The organism is Kitasatospora sp. NPDC054939 (assembly GCF_053610105.1).
Genome location: NZ_JBSGXP010000040.1, coordinates 25,231 through 44,192 on the forward strand (window position 1 = coordinate 25,231; position 18,962 = coordinate 44,192).

The 18,962-nt window shown below is 75.7% G+C and carries 13 protein-coding genes and 1 pseudogene; 5 read left to right on the forward strand and 9 right to left on the reverse strand.

Translation table 11 applies throughout. From position 1 onward, the window contains the following. Nucleotides 1–10: 10 nt before the first annotated feature. Both ACWGB8_RS14375 and ACWGB8_RS14380 read right to left on the reverse strand, forming a co-directional pair. On the reverse strand, nucleotides 11–2,410 hold the full coding sequence (locus ACWGB8_RS14375) for a DUF5682 family protein (RefSeq protein ID WP_452213524.1): 2,400 nt from the start codon (nucleotides 2,408–2,410) through the stop codon (nucleotides 11–13). A gap of 46 nt (nucleotides 2,411–2,456) precedes the next feature. After that, on the reverse strand, nucleotides 2,457–3,539 hold the full coding sequence (locus tag ACWGB8_RS14380; protein ID WP_452213526.1) for an ATP-binding protein: 1,083 nt from the start codon (nucleotides 3,537–3,539) through the stop codon (nucleotides 2,457–2,459). A gap of 261 nt (nucleotides 3,540–3,800) precedes the next feature. Between ACWGB8_RS14380 and ACWGB8_RS14385 the strand changes: the two genes are divergently transcribed. Both ACWGB8_RS14385 and ACWGB8_RS14390 read left to right on the forward strand, forming a co-directional pair. Further along, the gene (locus ACWGB8_RS14385) at nucleotides 3,801–5,114 is read left to right on the forward strand and encodes an SWIM zinc finger family protein (RefSeq protein WP_452213528.1); all 1,314 of its coding nucleotides are present in this window, start codon (nucleotides 3,801–3,803) and stop codon (nucleotides 5,112–5,114) included. A 47-nt stretch (nucleotides 5,115–5,161) separates the two neighbouring features. After that, a complete protein-coding gene (locus ACWGB8_RS14390; protein ID WP_452213530.1) occupies nucleotides 5,162–6,781 on the forward strand; it encodes a DUF5691 domain-containing protein in 1,620 nt (539 codons plus the stop codon). Between the two features lie 63 nt (nucleotides 6,782–6,844). Here ACWGB8_RS14390 and ACWGB8_RS14395 read toward each other — a convergent pair whose 3' ends face one another. Then, nucleotides 6,845–7,252 (reverse strand): cobalamin B12-binding domain-containing protein, encoded by a 408-nt coding sequence (locus ACWGB8_RS14395; protein WP_452213560.1) that lies wholly within the window; start codon nucleotides 7,250–7,252, stop codon nucleotides 6,845–6,847. 338 nt (nucleotides 7,253–7,590) lie between these two features. Here ACWGB8_RS14395 and ACWGB8_RS14400 point away from each other — a divergent pair, with 338 nt between their 5' ends. Further along, nucleotides 7,591–8,403: a M23 family metallopeptidase gene (locus ACWGB8_RS14400; RefSeq protein WP_452213532.1), complete on the forward strand. Its 813-nt coding sequence runs from the start codon at nucleotides 7,591–7,593 to the stop codon at nucleotides 8,401–8,403. 64 nt (nucleotides 8,404–8,467) lie between these two features. On the opposite strand, the gene pcrA is transcribed toward ACWGB8_RS14400, so the two are convergent. From pcrA to ACWGB8_RS14415, 3 genes are all read right to left on the reverse strand, one after another. Then, nucleotides 8,468–11,110 (reverse strand): DNA helicase PcrA, encoded by a 2,643-nt coding sequence (gene pcrA / locus ACWGB8_RS14405; protein ID WP_452213534.1) that lies wholly within the window; start codon nucleotides 11,108–11,110, stop codon nucleotides 8,468–8,470. Nucleotides 11,111–11,207: 97 nt separating this feature from the next. Continuing rightward, on the reverse strand, nucleotides 11,208–11,885 hold the full coding sequence (locus ACWGB8_RS14410; RefSeq protein WP_452213536.1) for a LuxR C-terminal-related transcriptional regulator: 678 nt from the start codon (nucleotides 11,883–11,885) through the stop codon (nucleotides 11,208–11,210). Then, on the reverse strand, nucleotides 11,878–13,353 hold the full coding sequence (locus ACWGB8_RS14415) for a PspC domain-containing protein (protein ID WP_452213538.1): 1,476 nt from the start codon (nucleotides 13,351–13,353) through the stop codon (nucleotides 11,878–11,880). The genes ACWGB8_RS14410 and ACWGB8_RS14415 overlap by 8 nt, the downstream gene beginning before the upstream one ends. Before the next feature lie 132 nt (nucleotides 13,354–13,485). On the opposite strand from ACWGB8_RS14415, the gene ACWGB8_RS14420 reads away from it, so the two are divergent. Continuing rightward, entirely contained in the window at nucleotides 13,486–14,946 is a 1,461-nt protein-coding gene (locus ACWGB8_RS14420) for a PspC domain-containing protein (RefSeq protein ID WP_452213540.1), read from the forward strand. Then, nucleotides 14,943–15,152 carry a hypothetical protein gene (locus ACWGB8_RS14425; protein ID WP_452213542.1) on the forward strand — a complete coding sequence of 70 codons (210 nt, stop codon included), beginning with the start codon at nucleotides 14,943–14,945 and terminating at the stop codon, nucleotides 15,150–15,152. Before ACWGB8_RS14420 ends, ACWGB8_RS14425 begins: the two co-directional genes overlap by 4 nt. Nucleotides 15,153–15,206: 54 nt before the next feature. On the opposite strand, the gene ACWGB8_RS14430 is transcribed toward ACWGB8_RS14425, so the two are convergent. The 3 genes and pseudogenes from ACWGB8_RS14430 to guaA form a co-directional block, all read right to left on the reverse strand. Continuing rightward, the gene (locus ACWGB8_RS14430) at nucleotides 15,207–15,641 is read right to left on the reverse strand and encodes a QcrA and Rieske domain-containing protein (protein ID WP_452213562.1); all 435 of its coding nucleotides are present in this window, start codon (nucleotides 15,639–15,641) and stop codon (nucleotides 15,207–15,209) included. 48 nt (nucleotides 15,642–15,689) lie between these two features. Continuing rightward, nucleotides 15,690–16,223, reverse strand: a pseudogene (locus ACWGB8_RS14435) (DoxX family protein); the annotation flags it as partial. A gap of 186 nt (nucleotides 16,224–16,409) precedes the next feature. Continuing rightward, the gene (guaA, locus tag ACWGB8_RS14440) at nucleotides 16,410–17,993 is read right to left on the reverse strand and encodes a glutamine-hydrolyzing GMP synthase (RefSeq protein WP_452213564.1); all 1,584 of its coding nucleotides are present in this window, start codon (nucleotides 17,991–17,993) and stop codon (nucleotides 16,410–16,412) included. Nucleotides 17,994–18,962: the final 969 nt, after the last annotated feature.

Genomic DNA, 18,962 nt, shown 5'->3' on the forward strand with positions numbered 1-18,962 from the left:
GGGGCCGCCGTCAGGTGTCGCGGTCGGCGGCCCGGCGGTCACCGCCGACGGGCCCGGCGGGTGGCGCGGGCAGGCCGAGGATCAGGGCGACCACCGGGACGGCGGCGTCGGCGCGGTCCTCGTCCAGGTCGGCGGCGGGCCCGGCCGGTCCGGCGGCCGGTTCGCCGCCGAGCGGGCCGGCCGCGACCCGGCCGCCGACGGTCCGCCGCACGCCCGCCTCCAGGCCCGCGAAGGTGCGCCGCAGCAGCGGCAGCACGTCGGTGAAGGCGTCGCCGGGCACGGCCGTCAGCCAGTCGTCGAGCAGGCCGAGCAGCCGCGGGTCGTGCAGCAGCAGGGCGCCGCCGCCGGCCAGGAAGCCCTCGACCCAACCGGCCGCGTCGGCCGGGGAGTTGGCCCGGGAGAGCACCAGGCCCATCCGGCGGCCGGCTTCGGCGGAGTCGAGCCGGCCGTCGTCGAGCAGCAGTCGGACGGCGCGGCCGCGCAGCAGGCCGGGCACGCCGGTGGCCGGGCCGGCGACGGGTTCGCGCCGGGCGAGCGACTGCAGGGCGGCGGCCCACCGCTCGGGGAGGTCGTCGGCGAGGTCGGCGAGCAGGCCGATCGCGGCGTGCACCTCGTCGAGGTGGGTGCGCATGGCCGCGGCGCCGTCGGCGTCGAGGCCGGTGCAGGCGGGCGGCAGGCCGATGCAGATGCGGTCGGCCAGGCCCCCGGCGGCCTCGGCGAGCGCGCCGCCGTCGGTGCCGCGGACGTCCCCGTAGCGCAGGGCGCGGACCAGGGCGGGCAGGGCGCCGGCCAGGTGGGAGACGTCGGTGTCCAGGGCGGCGCAGTCGGCGAGCACCCGCATCACCGCGGGCAGCGCGTCGCCCAGGCCGGCCAGCAGGCAGGTCTCCACCAGGCCGGTGAGCTCGGCGAGTTCGCCGGCGGCGCGGGCGGTGCCGACGGCCTTGGCGACCGCGGCCCCGGCCACGGTGGTGCCCCACTGCGCGGCCTCCACCACGCGGACGGCGAACTCCGGCTCCCAGCGCAGCCGCCAGCTCTCCCGGAAGGTGCCGGTGGAGGTGACCGCGGAGCGGGTCGGGACGCCCCAGTCGATGCCGAGCAGCCGCAGCCGGTGCAGCAGCCGGGACCGGGCGGCGTCGGTGTCCTTGCGCAGGTCGAGGTCGAGGTCGCGCGGGTCGGCCTCGGGCTTGAGGCGCAGGCTGCGCTGCAGCCGGACGAGGTCGCGCTGGAGCGGCACCGCCGGGGCGCTGTCGGGGACTTCGCCGAGCGCGTCGCCGACGACCAGCCGGTCGTGGACCAGCGCGAGCGCGACCTCGGATCCGTCGCACAGCACCGAGCGGACGGCGTCCAGGGTCTCGGTGAGCCCGGCGAGCGGCCGGCCCCGCAGCACGGCGAGGGTGCGGGCCAGCCGGACGGCCTCGATGACGTGCGCGGAGGAGACCGGGTGGTCCGCGGCGCGGAGCAGTTCGGCGGCCCGGGCCGTCCAGCCGGGCACCGGGTCCTCGGCCCCGCAGGTGAACAGGTGGTGGTACCAGCCGGGCGAGACGATGCCCGCGCCGTAGCCGGTGTGCTGGGCGAGCCGGCGGTGCGTCCACGGCACCCAGGTGATGTCGGTGCGCACCTTCTTCGGCAGGCCGGCGAGCAGCGCCCGGTCGTGGGCGACGGTGGGCATCGCGGCGAGCGCGGGGACGTGGAAGGCGCCGCAGACGACGGCGATCCGCCGGTGTCCGGCCCGCCGGGCGGCCCTGATCTGCTGCCGCATGTACGCCTCGCGCAGATCGTCGCGACGGGCGGTGGAGCCGGTGGCGCCGGCCTCGCGCAGCGCGGTCATCGCCTCGGCGACGGCGGCGAACGGGGCGAGCGCGTCCCGGCCGGGCGAGCGGTGCTCGACGACGTCCTCCCACCAGCGCTCGGGGTCGTCGTGGCCGGCCGCGGCGGCGAGCACGGCGATCGGGTCGCCGAAGCCCCCGTCGCCGTCCCCGTCCCCGTCCACCGGGCCGGACGCCGCACCCGGGTCCGCCGCGTCCCCGTCCGCCGGGGAAGTGCCCCCCGGCACTCCCCCGGCGGGTCCGGGCCCGTCCTGCGGCCGGTCGGCGAGGCCGTACGCCGCCGGGAGGTCGATGAAGCGGACGGGCAGGCCCAGCTCGACGCCGTACCGGATCGCCACCCACTCCGGGGAGAACCCCGCGTACGGCCAGAACGCCGCACGGGCCGGGTCGTCCACGGCGTGGGCGAGCAGCGCGACCGGCGGGACCATCTCCTTGCGGGCCGCCAGGTCGACGATCCGGTCGGCCTCCGGCGGTCCCTCGACGAGCACCGCGTCCGGCCGCAGCTGCTCCAGGGCGGCGGCCACCGCCCGGGCCGAGCCCGGCCCGTGGTGGCGTACGCCGAGCAGCGTCACCTCTGCGCTCATCGCGCCCTCCCTCCTCGCTTGGTCGTTTCCCGGTGCACCGGCGGGGTCAGCGGTCGTTCTCGCGCGCGGCGCGGTAGAAGTCCTTCCAGCCGTCGCGCTCGCGGACGACGCCCTCGACGTACTCGCGCCAGACCGCCCGGTCGGCGACCGGGTCGCGGACCACCGCGCCCTGGATGCCGGCCGTGACGTCCCCGGCGCGCAGCACGCCGTCCCCGAAGTGGGCGGCCAGCGCCAGGCCGTTGGTGAGCACCGAGATCGCCTCGGCGGTGGAGAGGGTGCCGCTGGGCGTCTTGACCTTGGTGCGGCCGTCCGCGGTGAGGCCGGCCCGCAGCTCCCGGAAGACCGTCACGACCCGCCGGATCTCCTCGGCGCCGTCGGGCAGTTCGGGCAGGTCGAGGGAGCGGCCGAGCTGGTTGACCCGGCGGGTGACGATGTCGACCTCCTCCTCCAGCGAGCCCGGCAGCGGCAGGACGACGGTGTTGAACCGGCGGCGCAGCGCGCTGGAGAGCTCGTTGACGCCGCGGTCGCGGTCGTTGGCGGTGGCGATCAGGTTGAAGCCGCGCACGGCCTGGGTCTCGGAGCCCAGCTCCGGCACCGGCAGGGTCTTCTCGGAGAGGACGGTGATCAGGCTGTCCTGGACGTCGGCGGGGATGCGGGTCAGCTCCTCGACCCGGGCGATCTTCCCGTCGGCCATCGCCCGCATCACCGGCGAGGGCACCAGGGCGTCCCGGCTGGGCCCGTGGGCCAGCAGCTGGGCGTAGTTCCAGCCGTAGCGGACGGCCTCCTCGGGGGTGCCCGCGGTGCCCTGGACCAGCAGGGTGGAGTCGCCGCTGATCGCGGCGGCGAGGTGCTCGGAGACCCAGGTCTTGGCGGTGCCCGGCACCCCGAGCAGCAGCAGGGCGCGGTCGGTGGCCAGCGTGGTGACGGCGACCTCGACGATCCGGCGCGGGCCGACGTACTTGGGCGTGACGACGGTGCCGTCGGGCAGGTCGCCGCCGAGCAGGTAGGTGGCGACGGCCCACGGCGAGAGCTTCCAGCGCTCGGGGCGGGGCCGGTCGTCCTGGGCGGCCAGGGCGGCCAGTTCGTCGGCGAACGCGTCCTCGGCGTGCCGGCGCAGTACCTCGGTCATGGGGCTCCTTCGGGTCGGCCGCCGGGGACCCGGGCGGGCACACGCGTGGCGGGCGGCGGGGTGATCGGTGGGAGCATCGGCGCAGATGTCGGCAGGCCGGCCGGGCGGTCGGGCGCCGCCCCCGGTCGGCCCTGTCCGGCCGGCTGCGGAACCCACCATGCACCGCACCACTGACAGTCCTGACCGCAGATCAGTTCGAGCCGCCGGCGGGCCGGACGGAGGCCGGACGGAGTGTCAGTGGCGCCCCCTACCGTCGTGGGCATGGAGGAACGCTGGAGCACCGAACACGTCCTGTCCCTCGCACCCGACGCCGCCTCGCAGAAGGCGGCGGGCAAGCTCTCCGCCCCCGCACCGTGGTCGGACGCCGGCACCGACGGCACCGCCCTGTGGGGCGCCTGCAAGGGCAGCGGCAGCACCCCCTACCGGACGGTCGTCGAGCTCGCCGACCCGGCGTACTCGTGCACGTGCCCGAGCCGGAAGTTCCCCTGCAAGCACGCCCTGGGCCTGCTGCTGCTCTGGAGCGGCACGCCCGCCGCCGTCCCGGACGGCGCCGAGGCCCCGGACTGGGCGGCCGGCTGGATCGAGCAGCGCAGGGAGCGCGCCGAGCAGACCGCCGACCGGCACACCGCCCGGGCCGCCACCGCGGACCCGGCCGCCGCCCGCCGGCGGGCCGAGAAGCGCTCCGCCCGGGTCGCGGCCGGCGCCGAGGAGCTGCGGCTGCGGCTCGCCGACCGCATCCGCACCGGACTGGCCGACCCGGGCGGTGCGGGCCGCTGGGAGGAGGTCGCCGCCCGCATGGTCGACGCCCAGGCGCCGGGCCTGGCCGCCGGGGTCCGCGCGCTCGACTACGTCCCGCAGCCGGAGCTGCTGGAGGAGTACGCCCTGCTGCACCTGCTCGCCACCGCCGCCACCCGGGTGGACCGGCTGCCGGAGCCGCTCGCCGCGACCGTCCGCACCCGGGTCGGCTACACCACCGAGACCTCCGAGCTGCTGGCCGGCCCGACCGTGCGCGACCGCTGGCAGGTCCTCGGCAGCCGGGACACCTCGGACGACCGGCTGACCACCCGTCGGCTGTGGCTGCGCGGCGCCAAGACCGGCCGCCCGGCCCTGCTGCTCGCCTTCGGCCGCCCCGGGCAGGCGCCCGACCTGGCGCTGCCCACCGGCCAGGTGCTGGAGGCCGAGCTGGCCTTCCACCCGGGCGCCCGCCCGCTGCGGGCCGTGCTCGGCACCCGGCACGGCGCGCCCGCCGCCGGACCCGCCGAGCCGCCCGCCGGCCTGTCCCCGGCCGAGGCCGCCGCCGGGTACGGCGAGGCCGTCGCGGACGACCCGTGGCTGGCGGACTGGCCGACGGTGCTCGCCGAGGTGGTCCCGGTGCTCGGCCCGGACGGCTGGCGGCTCACCGACGGCCGGCACGCCGTACCGGTCCGCCGGGGCACCCCGGAGGCCGCGCTCTGGCGGCTCGCCGCCGTCTCCACCGGCCGTCCGCTGACCGTCTTCGGCGAGTACGGCCACCGCGGCTTCGCGCCGGTCACCGCCTGGGGCGCCGACCACCGCCCGATCGGGCTGAGCGGCTGAGCCCGCCGCCCGCCGACCCCGCCGCCCGTCCACCCGCAGGAGCCACCGTGCAGACCACCACCGCCCAGGCCGACCCGTGGGAGGCCCTCCGGACCACCGCCCTGCTCGGCACCGACCGCAGGCCGCTGCCGGAGCCCGCCGGCTCGCCCGCGCAGCTGGCCGCCGCCGCGGCCGTCGACCGCTCCGACCCGGCCACCGCCCTGCTGGAGCTGGCCGCGCTGGCCACCGTCCGCCGCCGGGCCGGCGCCCGGCCCGACCCGGCCGGCGGACCGCCGGACCCGCCCGCCGCCGAGGACCTCCGGCCGGAGCTCCCGCCCGCCGCCGCCCGCCGGCTCTCCGTGCTGCTCGGCGGCCGGTCCGGGGCCGGCGCCGGCACCCTCGCCAACCTCCCCGAGCTGCTGCCGCAGTGGCTCGCCGCCGCCCGCGGGCACGGCTACCGCCCGCCCGCGGCGCTCGTCCCCGGCCTGCTCGACGGCGCCCGCGCCCGCAGCGAGCTGCGCGCCGACACCGTCGCCCTGGCCGGCCCGCTCGGCCGCTGGCTCGCCGAACGGAACCCGGACTGGCGGTTCGTGCTGCGCACCGCCGACGCCGGGCCCGCGGAGCCCGGCGGGGCGGCCGACGAGGGGGACCGGCTCTGGCACGAGGGCCTGTTCGCCGAGCGGGTCACCCGGCTGACCCGGCTGCGCCGCAGCGATCCGGCCGCCGGGCTCGACCTGCTCCGCTCCACCTGGGCCACCGAGCGCGCCGAGGACCGCCTGCTCTTCCTGGACGCCCTGCAGGACGGCCTCTCCGCCGCGGACGAGCCGTTCCTGGAGGCCGCCTTGGCCGACCGCAGCAAGAACGTCCGCGCCACCGCCGCCGAACTGCTCTCCACCCTGCCCGGCTCCGCGCTCGCCGCCCGGATGGCCGAGCGTGCGCTGGCGGCCGTCCGGCTCTCCGAGCGCGGTACGCACCTGCTGGTCACCCCGCCCCAGGAGTGCGACGCCGCGATGCAGCGCGACGGCATACCCGTCAAGTCGCCCACCGGCCGCGGCGAACGGGCCTGGTGGTTCGGCGAGATCGTGGCCGCGGCCCCGCTGCACACCTGGCGGGAGCGGACCGGGCTGGCCCCCGAGGAGCTGCTGCGGCTGCGGGTCGGCGACTCCGTCGACGAGACCAGCAGCAGTTGGGCGGACGACCTGCGGGAGGCCTGGGCGCGCGCCGCCGTCCGCCAGCACGACGCCGGGTGGGCGCGGGCCCTGCTCGGCCCGGCGCCCCGCCCGGGGCGCGCTCCGCGCGGCGGCCGGGCGCGGGCGGCCGGACCGCCCGCCAAGCTGCTGTCGGTCCTGCCCGCCGAGGAGCGGGCCGCCTGGACGGCGGCGTTCATCGGCGCGTACGGCCTGGGCGAGGCGTTCCAGTTGCTGGGGGCCTGCGCCGCGCCGTGGAACCCGCCGCTGTCGACGGCCGTGGTCGCGGCACTGGAGCGGGCGGCCGCCTCGGGGGCGTACCCGTGGAGCCACAGCGGGGTGCTGGGGATGACCGAGCGGGCGCTCGCCCCCGGTACCGCGCCCGCCGTGGAGGCGCTGGCCGCCGCGACCGCGCCGGAGACCGCCTGGTCGGAGACCTTCGCCCGGCTGGCCGGCACCCTGCGCTTCCGGGAGGCGATGCTCGCCGAACTGGCCGGCTGACCGGACGGGGCCGACCGGGGCGGCTGCCCCGGCCGGCCCCGCCGTGTCGTACGGGAACCCGGCTCAGCTCGCCGCGCGCAGGTTGGCCTCGACCCAGGCCACCACGTCCCGGGTCGGCGTGCCGGGGGTGAAGATGTCCGCGACGCCGAGCGCCTTCAGCTCGGCGATGTCCGCCTCCGGGATGATCCCGCCGCAGAAGACCTTGATGTCCTCCGCGTCGCGCTCCTTCAGCAGCTCGATCACCCGGGCGCAGAGGGTCATGTGGGCGCCGGAGAGGATCGACAGGCCGATGCCGTCCGCGTCCTCCTGGATGGCGGTGTCGACGACCTGCTCGGGCGTCTGGTGCAGGCCGGTGTAGATGACCTCCATGCCCGCGTCGCGCAGGGCGCGGGCGATCACCTTGGCGCCGCGGTCGTGACCGTCCAGCCCCGGCTTGGCGACCACCACGCGGATCGGCCCTGAAACACCCATCACTGCCTCCTGGACCTCGTCGTCCACCACCCCACCGGAGCTCGTCGGCACCGGGCGCGGTTAACCAGCAATAACAACCTGAGGGGAGGGTAGCGCCACCCGGCCGGATCGGCCGTTCCCCCCGTCAAGAGGAGGGGAAAATCACAGCTCCCGCACGGTTCCTACCCTTCCTGCGGCGTGCCGGACCACCCGGACGGGTGCAATCCCGGCCACTGAGCGTCCGTCAGGCCTCTTGACATCCGGACTTTTGTCCGGATGCGGCCAAGGCGGCTACAGTCTCGGCTGTTTTCCCCTCGCCCGACGATGTGCCCGAGGTCCACCGAGGAGGCAGCCCCCCAATGGCTCCCGACGCAGCAGCCGGCCGCCCGACCCGCGCGGAGCTGCGCATCGCCGCCCGCGAGCAGTCGCGCGCCCAGCGGCGGGGCGCGGCCAAGGCCGCCACCCGCACGGCCCTGCTGCGCGTGGCGCTGCCGTCGGTGGCGGCGATGGGCGTGTGCGCCGCCGCCGCGGTGACCGTGCAGGGCGAGGCCGACCAGCGGGCCGCGCAGGCCGCCGCCGCCCGGCTGCCGGAGCAGCCGACCGCCGCCGAGGCGCCGGACGCGGTCGCCCAGGCGTCCGCGCAGCAGGCCGTCCTGCAGGGTGCCGCCGAGCAGGCCTCCCGCAGTGACGCCCGCCCCGCCCTGGCGGGTGCCGAGGCCGCCCCCGAGGAGGCCCCCGCCCCGGCCGCGGAGAGCGCGAAGCCGCCGGAGCGCCCCAAGGCGTCGCTGCCGGTCGCGGAGCGCGGGGTGGGCCAGACGTACGGCGCCCGCGGCACCCACTGGGCGGCCCGCCACACCGGCATCGACTTCCCGGTGGACGGCGGCACCGAGGTGCTCGCGGTCACCGACGGCACCATCCGCACGCAGTGGAACGCGTCGTACGGCTACATGTCGATACTGAAGATGGCGGACGGCACCGAGGCCTGGTACTGCCACCTGCGCTCGTACAAGATCCGCAAGGGCACGGTGAAGGCGGGCGACGTGATCGCCTTCGTCGGCAGCAGCGGCAACAGCACCGGGCCGCACCTGCACTTCGAGATCCGCCCGGGCGACGGCGGCGCGCCGATCGACCCGCTGCCCTGGCTGATCGCCCAGGGCGTCGACCCGCGCTGACCGCGCCCCGCCCCCGCGCGGAGGCCGCACCGGGACCACGACGGCCCGGTACGGCCCCGCGCCGTCAGAGCTTCTCGACCGGCGCGTAGCGCAGCAGCAGCTGCTTGCGCCCCTCCGAACCGAAGTCCACCGTCGCCTGCGCCTTGTCGCCGACGCCGGTGGTGGCGACCACCGTGCCCAGCCCGAAGGTGTCGTGGGTGACCCGGTCGCCGACGGCCAGCCCGACGACCTCCCGCTCGACCGTGCGCCGCGCCGACTGGCCCCAGCCGGCCTTCGGCGAGGCCGTCGCCCCGCCGCGCGAGGCACCCCGGGCGGAGCCGCGCCCGCCCCCGAAGCCCGAACCGCCGAAGCCCGAACCGCCGGAGCCCCCGGAGCCGGACGAGAAGCCGCGCGAGGCCGGCACCGCCGCCGCCCCGGTCCGCTTCCACTCCACCAGCGTCTCCGGGATCTCCTCCAGGAAGCGCGAGGCCGGGTTGTACGACGGCTGGCCCCAAGCGCTGCGCAGCACCGAGCGGGTCAGGTAGAGCCGCTCCCGGGCCCGGGTGAGGCCGACGTACGCGAGTCGGCGCTCCTCCTCCAGCTCCTTGACCTGGTTGAGGGCCCGCATGTGCGGGAAGATGCCGTCCTCCATGCCGGTCAGGAAGACCACCGGGAACTCCAGGCCCTTGGCGGTGTGCAGGGTCATCATGGTGATGACGCCCTGCCCCTCCTCGTCCTCGTCCGGGATCTGGTCCGAGTCGGCGACCAGGGCCACCCGCTCCAGGAAGTCGGCGAGCGAGCCGACCGGCGGTGCGCCCTCCTCCCCGGCGTCGGGGCGCTCGCCCGGGTCCTGCTCGTACTCCAGGGCGACCGAGGCGAGCTCCTGGAGGTTCTCCACCCGGGTCTCGTCCTGCGGGTCGGTGGAGGACTGCAGCTCGGCGAGGTACCCGGTCTCCTCCAGCACCGCCTCCAGCACCGCCGCCGGCCCGGCGCCGGACTCGACGACCTGGCGCAGCCCGGCCAGCAGCGCGTTGAACTTCTTCACCGCGTTCGCCGAGCGGGCCGCCATCCCGTACGCCTCGTCGACCCGCTGCAGCGCCTGGGCGAAGGAGATCCGCTCGCGCGAGGCCAGCGCGTCGATCATCGCCTCGGCGCGCTCGCCGATGCCGCGCTTGGGCACGTTGAGGATCCGGCGCAGCGGGACGGTGTCCTCCGGGTTGGAGAGCACCCGCAGGTACGCCAGGACGTCCTTGACCTCCTTGCGCTCGTAGAAGCGCACCCCGCCGACCACCTTGTAGGGCAGACCGACGCGGATGAACACCTCCTCGAAGACGCGGGACTGGGCGTTGGTGCGGTAGAAGATCGCCACGTCGCCGGGCTTGGCGGAGCCGGCGTCGGTGAGCCGGTCGATCTCGTCGGCGATGAACTGGGCCTCGCCGTGCTCGTCGTCCGCGACGTAGCCGACGACCTTCTCGCCGTGGTCGCCGGCCGTCCAGAGCTTCTTGTCGCGCCGGTTGGCGTTGCGCTCGATGACGGCGTTGGCGGCGCTCAGGATGGTCTGGGTGGAGCGGTAGTTCTGCTCCAGCAGGATGGTGCGCGCGTTCGGGTAGTCCTCCTCGAACTGGAGGATGTTGCGGATGGTCGCGCCGCGGAAGGCGTAGATCGACTGGTCCGCGTCACCGACGACGCACAGCTCGGCGGGCGGGATCTCGGCGAGCCGGCCGGCCGCGGGGTCGACCGGGTCGCCGTCGACGGTGCGCCGGGGGGCGGCGGCGACGGAGCCGCCGCTGAGCTCGCGGACCAGCATGTACTGGGCGTGGTTGGTGTCCTGGTACTCGTCGACCAGGATGTGCCGGAAGCGGCGGCGGTAGTGCTCGGCGACGTCCGGGAAGGCCTGCAGCAGGTTGACCGTCGTCATGATGATGTCGTCGAAGTCGAGGGCGTTGGCCTCGCGCAGCCGCCGCTGGTAGAGGAAGTACGCCTCGGCGAGCTTCTTCTCCATCGGGTTGGCGGCCTGGTCGGCGTAGGTCTCCTCGTCGATCAGTTCGTTCTTGAGGTTGCTGACCTTCGCGGTGAAGGACTTCGGCGGGAACTGCTTGGGGTCCAGGTCGAGGTCCCGGCAGACCAGGGACATCAGCCGCTGGGAGTCCGCCGAGTCGTAGATCGAGAAGCTGGACGTGAAGCCGAGCAGCTTGGACTCGCGGCGCAGGATCCGCACGCAGGCGCTGTGGAAGGTGGAGACCCACATCGCCCGGGCGCGCGGCCCGACCAGCTGCTCGACGCGCTCGCGCATCTCGCCGGCCGCCTTGTTGGTGAAGGTGATCGCCAGGATCTCGCCGGACTGCACGCCGCGGGCGCCGAGCAGGTGGGCGATCCGGTGGGTGAGCACCCGGGTCTTGCCGGAGCCGGCGCCGGCCACGATCAGCAGCGGCGAGCCGGCGTGCAGCACGGCCTCGCGCTGCGGGTCGTTCATGCCCTCCAGCAGCTGGGCCGGGTCCACCACCGTGCGGGCGGCGCCGTTGCGGTACCAGGCGTCGCGCTCGGCCTCGGCGGCGTGGTCGGTCGCGAAGAGGCCGTCGGGGATCGCCTCCTCGTACGCGTCGTACGGGACGTCGCCCTCGAACGGCGGCGGCTCCTCGTCGATCGGCGCGGCTGCGGGCTGCTGCTTCGACCCGGCGGCGGGCGCCTCGAAACCGGGGAGCGGGAGGTCGTCAAAGAGGCTACTCATGGCACATCGAGTCTATGGCCAGGCACCGACAAGCCCGCCCGGACCGACGAAAACCGGACCGGGCGGGCCGACGGGGCGCGGTGCGCCCGGGCGGGCGTCAGACCAGGCGGCGGGCGGTGGCCCAGCGGGTGAGTTCGTGCCGGTTGCTGAGCTGGAGCTTGCGCAGCACGGCCGAGACGTGGCTCTCCACCGTCTTCACCGAGATGAACAGCTGCTTGGCGATCTCCTTGTACGCGTAGCCGCGCGCGATCAGCCGCAGCACCTCGCGCTCGCGCTGGGTGAGGCGGTCGAGGTCCTCGTCTACCGGCGGGGTGTCGGTGGCGGCGAAGGCGTCCAGCACGAAGCCGGCCAGCCGCGGCGAGAACACCGCGTCGCCGTCGGCGATCCGGAAGACCGCGTCGACCAGGTCGGTGCCGGTGATGGTCTTGGTGACGTAGCCGCGCGCGCCGCCCCGGATGACGCCGATGACGTCCTCGGCGGCGTCCGAGACGGACAGCGCGAGGAAGCGCACGCCGCCGGGGTCGCCCATCAGCCCGGCCGAGCGGCGCAGCACCTCGACCCCGCCGCCGCCGGGCAGGTGGACGTCGAGCAGCACCACGTCGGGCCTGGTCTCGGCGACCACCCGGACCGCGGAGTCGACGTCGTCCGCCTCGCCCACCACGTCGATGCCGGTCGCCTCGGTGCGCCCGATCTCGGCCCGTACCCCCGTGCGGAACATCCGGTGGTCGTCCACCAGCACGACCCGCGCGGTCCTCTGCGGGGCTGCGTCAGTCATCCGATCTCTCCATCTCCAGCTCGACCTCGGTGCCGCTGCCCGGCGCGGGCCGCACCCGTGCGGTGCCGCCGTTGCGCTTCATCCGGCCGATGATCGACTCGCGGACACCCATCCGGTCCTCGGGCACCGTGTCGGGGTCGAAGCCGGGGCCGTGGTCGCGGACGAACACCGACACCGTCCTCCCCTCGACCTCGGCGTAGACCTGGACCGGTCCCCCGCCACCGTACTTGGCCGCGTTGACCATCGCCTCCCTCGCGGCCTGCATCTGGGCCGCGATCCGCTCGTCCATCGGGCAGTCGCCGACGACGACCAGTTCGACGGGCACCCCGTGGCGGTCCTCGACCTCGGCGACGACCTCGCGCAGGCGCTCCGCCATGGTGTCCGGGGCGGCCTCGGCGGCGGCCTCCGGGCGGTAGAGCCAGAGCCGCAGTTCGCGCTCCTGGGCGCGGGCGAGGCGCAGCACCTCCTTGGGGTCCTCGGCCCGCCGCTGGATGAGGGTGAGGGTGTGCAGCACCGAGTCGTGGACGTGCGCGGCGATCTCGGCCCGCTCCTGGGCGCGGATGCGGGCGGTGCGCTCGGCGCCGAGGTCCTGCCACATGCGCAGCGCGTACGGGCCGACCAGGACGAGGACGCCGGCCAGCACCGCGAGCGAGGCCTCGATGACGGAGGTGATGGTGGAGCCGTTGCCCTGCATGGCGAGGAAGGCGATGGTGCCGGCGACGACCAGCAGCACGCCGGCGCCGACCCGGGTGTAGGCGCCGCGCCGCTTCTCGCCCTCCTCCAGGCCGAACCAGCGCTGCCAGCGGGAGTCGTCGGCCTGCCGCCAGACCAGCGCGACGCCGACGCCGACGGCGAGCAGCGGCCAGGTGTACGGGCTGGCGCTCTGCACGCCGAGCGCGCTGAGCAGCGCGATCAGGCCGATCACCAGCACGACCAGGGCCGCGAGTTGGCCCAGGCCCCCGGGGGCGCCGGCCTCGGCGCGGGCGGGTCCGTCCTTCTCCCCGGCCGCCGCCCCGGCGTGGGCCGGCTCGCCCTGGAAGGTCTGCTGGAGCAGTTCGCGCAGCCGTCCGAGCCGGCCGCGCCGGGCCTTGCTCAGTTGGGCCCCGGCGTCGGCGGCCTGCCAGGAACCGGCCGGGACGAAGGCGCCGTTGACGTAGACCCAGTGCGCGCCGCCGCGCTGCGCGGGCTCGCCGATGCCGATCGGCACCACGAACCAGAACGCGGCGTAGAGCAGCACGCCGATGCCGTTGGCGAAGAAGAGCACGACGAAGGCGATCCGCACCCAGGCGACCGACAGTCCGAGGTGCACCGCGAGGCCGTGGGCGACACCGCCGAGCATCCGGCCCTGCGGGCTGCGGTAGAGCCGGCGGTAGGGCGGTCGGCCGTCGGCGGGCGCCGTCGGGTCGCTGCCCGCCGCCGACGGGGTGTCGGGGGCGAGGGGACGGGGATCGGTACCGGGGGCTGCCACGCCACCGATGGTTCCACGCGGGCGGGGGCGGGCGCATCAGGGTGGGGCCCTGAGCGCTCTCAGGGACAAGTCAGGGTCCGGGCAGGGCCGCTGCCGGTTGGGTGGAGGGTCGGCAGCCACCAGGATGGGGGCATGACCGAAGACCACCGTGTGGAGGAGGCCGGGCCCGCGGCCCCGCCGGAGCCGGAACGCCCGCCGCTGACCCGGACCGAGCGCCACCGCGTGGTGGCCGGGGTCTGCGGCGGTCTGGGCCGGCACCTGGACATCGACCCGGTCGTCTTCCGGGTGGTGACGGCCGTGCTCTGCCTCTCCGGCGGTCTGGGCCTGTTCCTGTACGGGCTGGCCTGGCTGATCGTCCCGACCGATCCGGCCGCGGAGGGCCGGGGCGCGGGGGGCCGCACCGAGCTCCAGCGGGTGCTGACCGGCCGGGTCGACGGCCAGTCCGTCGGCGCGGTGCTGCTGACGGTCATCGGCACCGGCGTCTTCTTCTCCTCGATGGGCAACGGCGGCCAGCTGTTCCCGGTGCTGCTGCTCGGCGCGCTGGTCTTCCACGCGGTGCGGCACGACCCGGAGCGCCGGCGCCGGCGGATCCACGGCCGGCAGTGGCGCCGGCGCGGCGGTCCGTACGACCGCTGGTTCCCGGAGCCGGAGCAGGGCCCGTACCCGCCGCCGGACGCGCCGGGCGGTCACCCGGCGGACTGGGCCGGCGGGGAGGCGGAGCGCGAGCGGCACGCCCGGGAGCGGGCGGCCGGCACCGTCCCGGCGGACACCCCGCACGCGGGCCCGACCGGCTACCTCTGGGACCCGCGGCACCCGGAGCGCAACCCGTACGCTCCGGCGGGCGGCGCGACGCCGCCCCCGGGGAGCCCCGGGAGCGCGGCGCAGCCGTGGTGGCAGCGCAGCGACCTGCCGGAGGGCGATCCGCTGCGCAAGAGCGAGCCGGCCGGGCCGCGGCGGGCGCCGGCCCCGGTGAGGGTCCACCGGCACCGGCACTCCTTCCTCGGCGTGCTGGGCCTGGCGCTGGCGGTCGGCGCGGCCTGCCTGGTCTGGTCGCTGTCCTCCCGTCAGCCGACCGAGCCGGTGGTGACCACGGTGCTGGCGACGGCGCTGCTGGGCGTCGGGCTGACCGTGCTGGTCGGTGCGCGCTTCGGCCGGGCCCGCGGGCTGACGGTGGTCGCGCTGCTGCTGACGGTCTCGCTGGTGGTGGTCGGCAATTCGCCGGGGTCGGTGCAGAACGCCTTCGGCGAGCGGAGCTGGACGGTGACCTCGGCGCAGTCGCTGGAGGGCAAGTACACGCTCGGCCTCGGCGAGGGCACCCTCGACCTGACCGGCCTGGACCCGGCCGGCGGGACGCTGCACAGCGAGGCGGAGGTCGGGGTCGGCGAGCTGAACGTCCTGCTGCCCTCCGACGTCACGGTCGAACTGACCGTCCGCAACCTGCTGGGGGACGTCAAGGTGGAGGGGCAGGACGCCAACAGCGGGCACGTGAGCCGCACCTTCCGGCTCGACCCGCTGAACGGTCAGGCATCCAAGGGCACGCTCGACCTCAGGCTGACGGTCGGGCTCGGGGAGATCAAGGTGGTCCAGCAGTGAGGAAGCACCGGCTCGATCCGTTCTCGTTGATCACGGGAGCGCTGTTCACCGTCATCGCGGTGCTGTACCTGGTGGCCGCGCAGAACGACCTGTCGGTCAACGGCCGCATCGTGCTGCCGGTGACCTTCATCGTGCTGGGCGTCGCCGGCCTCGCCGGGGCGGTCGCCGCGGTGGCCCGCCGGGGCCGCCCGGAGGGGCGCGAGTAGGCCGCGGGGGCCCCGGGGAGGGTCCGGGCCCGGTCCGGCGGTGCCGGGCCGGGCTCAGGTCTGCAGCGGGCCGAGGTTCAGCCGGTCGCCGTCCTTGGTCACGGTGTACCTGGGCAGCGGTTTGGTGGCCGGGCCGGTGATCACCGCGCCGGTGGCGGCGTCGAACCGGGAGCCGTGGCAGGGGCAGTAGAGCTGCCCGTTCTTCGGGGCGTCCACCGCGCAGCCGGAGTGGGTGCAGACCGCGGAGAAGGCGCAGTACTCACCGGCCCTGGGCTGGACGACGTGGACGGCGTCGCCGCTGACCGGGTCCTTGACCTGGGCGGAGCCGCCGACCGGGACCTGCGCGGCGGGCACCGAGACGGCCGGGGTCTGCGAGTCGGGGGCGGCGGCCGGGCGGGCGGCGGGCCTGTCGCGGCCGAAGGTGGCCGTGAGCGAACCGGTGAGCAGGCCGGCGCCGCCGATCGCGACGGCCGCGATGCCGCCGTCCACCAGCGCCCGGCGCTCGACCTGGTGCCCGCCGAGGCCGCGGGCGCGGTCCCGCCGGGCCCGGCGGGCGAGGTAGCCGTCCAGCGAGAGGTACGGCGTGCCGGCCAGGATCAGCGGGGTCCAGGTCATCAGGTACGCGAGGTCGTTGCCGAGGTAGTACGGCTCGACGGTCCAGCTGACGGTCAGCCAGAGGCTGAGGCTGATCAGCGCGCCGCCGAGGGCCGCGACCCGGCCCCAGAGGCCGGCCAGGGTGCCCAGGCCGACCGCCAGCTCGCCGAAGGCGATGGCCAGGGCGAACGGGGTGGGGTGGTCCAGGGCGAAGCCGAGCAGGAAGGAGATCGGGCTGTTCGCCTCGGCCGCCTCGGTCTGCGAGACGAAGGAGGCGGCGTCGCCCGCGCCGGCCAGGTAGTGCGAGTCGGAGAGCTTGTCCAGGGACGCGTAGACGAAGGTGACGCCGAGGAAGATCCGCAGCGGCAGCAGTGCGAAGCGCGAGGCGGTCGCCTTGCGCCGGGCGGCCCGGGCGGACCGGTCGGTGGTGCCCGGGCCCGTGCCCGGTCCGGCCGCGTCCCTGCTGGCGTCCGACATGCCCCACACCTTCCCCTCGGCGGCCCGTCGCACTCTGACGGGTCCGGCACGCATTCTGCACGTTCGTGAGCGCTTTCGGTGGGAGGTCCCACCCGGCGGGCACCCCGCCACCGCGAACGGCCGCGCCGCCGTCCCCTCGTGCGGGGAACGACGGCGCGGCCGTTCAGTGCCGGTGTCGGCGCGGGATCACTCCCACTCGATGGTGCCCGGCGGCTTGCTGGTGACGTCCAGCACGACGCGGTTCACGTCGCGGACCTCGTTGGTGATCCGGGTGGAGATCTTCGCCAGCACCTCGTAGGGCAGGCGCGACCAGTCGGCGGTCATGGCGTCCTCGGAGGAGACCGGGCGCAGCACGATCGGGTGGCCGTAGGTGCGGCCGTCGCCCTGGACGCCGACGCTGCAGACGTCGGCGAGCAGCACGACCGGGCACTGCCAGATCTCGCGGTCGAGGCCGGCCAGGGTCAGCTCCTCGCGGGCGATGGCGTCGGCCTCGCGCAGCAGGTCCAGGCGCTCCTTGGTGACCTCGCCGACGATCCGGATGCCCAGGCCGGGGCCGGGGAACGGCTGGCGCTGGACGATCTCCTCCGGCAGGCCGAGCTCCTGGCCGACCATCCGGACCTCGTCCTTGAACAGCTTGCGCAGCGGCTCGACCAGCTGGAACTGCAGGTCCTCGGGCAGGCCGCCGACGTTGTGGTGGGACTTGATGTTGGCGGTGCCGGTGCCGCCGCCGGACTCCACCACGTCCGGGTACAGGGTGCCCTGGACCAGGAACTCCACGGACTCGCCGTGCTCGCCGGCCTCGGCCACGATCTCGGCCTGGGCCTGCTCGAAGACCCGGATGAACTCCCGGCCGATGATCTTGCGCTTCTCCTCCGGGTCGGAGACCCCGGCCAGCGCGTCCAGGAAGCGCTCCTGGGCGTCGACGACCTTCAGCTGCACGCCGGTGGCCGCGACGAAGTCCTTCTCGACCTGCTCGGTCTCGCCCTTGCGCATCAGGCCGTGGTCGACGTAGACGCAGGTGAGGCGCTCGCCGATGGCCTTGTTGACCAGGGCCGCCGCCACCGCGGAGTCCACGCCGCCGGAGAGGCCGCAGATGGCGCGCTTGTCGCCGACCTGGGCGCGGATCAGGGCGACCTGCTCGTCGACCACGTTGCCGGTGGTCCAGGTCGGGGCGATGCCGGCGCCGCGGTAGAGGAAGTGCTCCAGGATCTGCTGGCCGTGGTCCGAGTGCAGCACCTCGGGGTGGTACTGGACGCCGTAGAGGCGGGCCTCGTCGTTCTCGAAGGCGGCGACCGGCACGACCTCGGTGGAGGCAGTGACGGTGAAGCCCTCGGGAGCGGCGGAGCAGGCGTCGCCGTGCGACATCCACACCGAGTGCCGGGCCGGGACGCCCTCGAAGAGCGTGGAGCCGGTGCGGACCACGTTCAGCGGCGTGCGGCCGTACTCGCGGGCACCGGAGTTGTCGACGGTGCCGCCGAGGACCTTGGCCATCAGCTGGAAGCCGTAGCACATGCCGAAGACCGGGACCCCGGCCTCGAACAGCGCACGGTCGAGCTGCGGAGCGCCCTCCTCGTAGACCGACGAGGGACCGCCGGAGAGGATGATCGCCTTCGGGTTCTTGGCGAGCATCTCGGCGACCGGCATGGAGCTCGGCACGATCTCGCTGTAGACCCGCGCCTCACGCACCCGTCGGGCGATGAGCTGGGCGTACTGGGCACCGAAGTCGACCACCAGGACGGTGTCGGTCTCCGGTACGGACTGGACGGGAATAGCAGAGGACACGGACGGCCTTCCGGCAGCGGTGTGGGGAGGTGTCTGGTGACCGAGTCTACCGGGCTGTCCGGTTTCACTCGTCTGCCCGTCTCCGCCCCCGTGACCGCCCCGGCCGCCGGTTCGTTGCACCGGACGACCGTACGGCCGCGCCGCACCCTCCAGGTGCGACGGCTCCGCCCCGGCAGGGGCCCTTGCCGTACGGCGTGCAGGACCACGCGTGGAGCTCATCCCAGTCCACCGGCGCGCGTGGCGCCGCCGCGGTCCCGGCTCGGCCGGGCGCGGTGCGCCGTGGGACCGTGCGCGGGTGCTGCGGCCGGACAGCAGGGGACAGCGACCCCGGCCGCGACTGGACCAAGGAGGTGGGGCGGTCGGCGCCCGGGGACGCCCGGGGGCCGACCGCCGCACCCCGGCGCACACCCCTCACCGTCCCGCGCCGCTACGCGCGTCCCCGTGCGCACCGGCAGATCCACTACTCACCGTGATCATCACCCGGGGCCGCCCGCTGCTCCGGTACGGGCTCCCGGCAGCCGTCCGCGGGGGCGGGCACGCGGGCCGGTCCGAAAATGGACTGTGCCGAACTATGCCGAATCGGTTGCAGGGCACGGCCATCGTCCAGCACGATGCTGGGAGAGGGGGTTCCCCCGGCGGCCGTCGGCCACCGGCGGGAGCATGCTCCGCTGCCGCCGCGACCCATCGGTGGCAACGATTATCACCTCACGCTCCGTGAGCGTAGGCCCGGCGCCGCCTGCGCGCCGACCGCCGCCACCGCGTGCCCGCGCGCCGCACCACCGGCCACCCATGCCGGAGCCGCGCGCCCCACGAACCGACCGACGCGACGGCGCTCCTCCCCCGGCGCCGTCAACCCAGCACCGGCGCAGCCCTGACGCCGATGCTGAGCGACAAAGGGCCCCGTTCCCCCGCGGGGCCCTTTGCCCTGTCCGCCTCCGCCTGTCCGCCCGCCGTGCC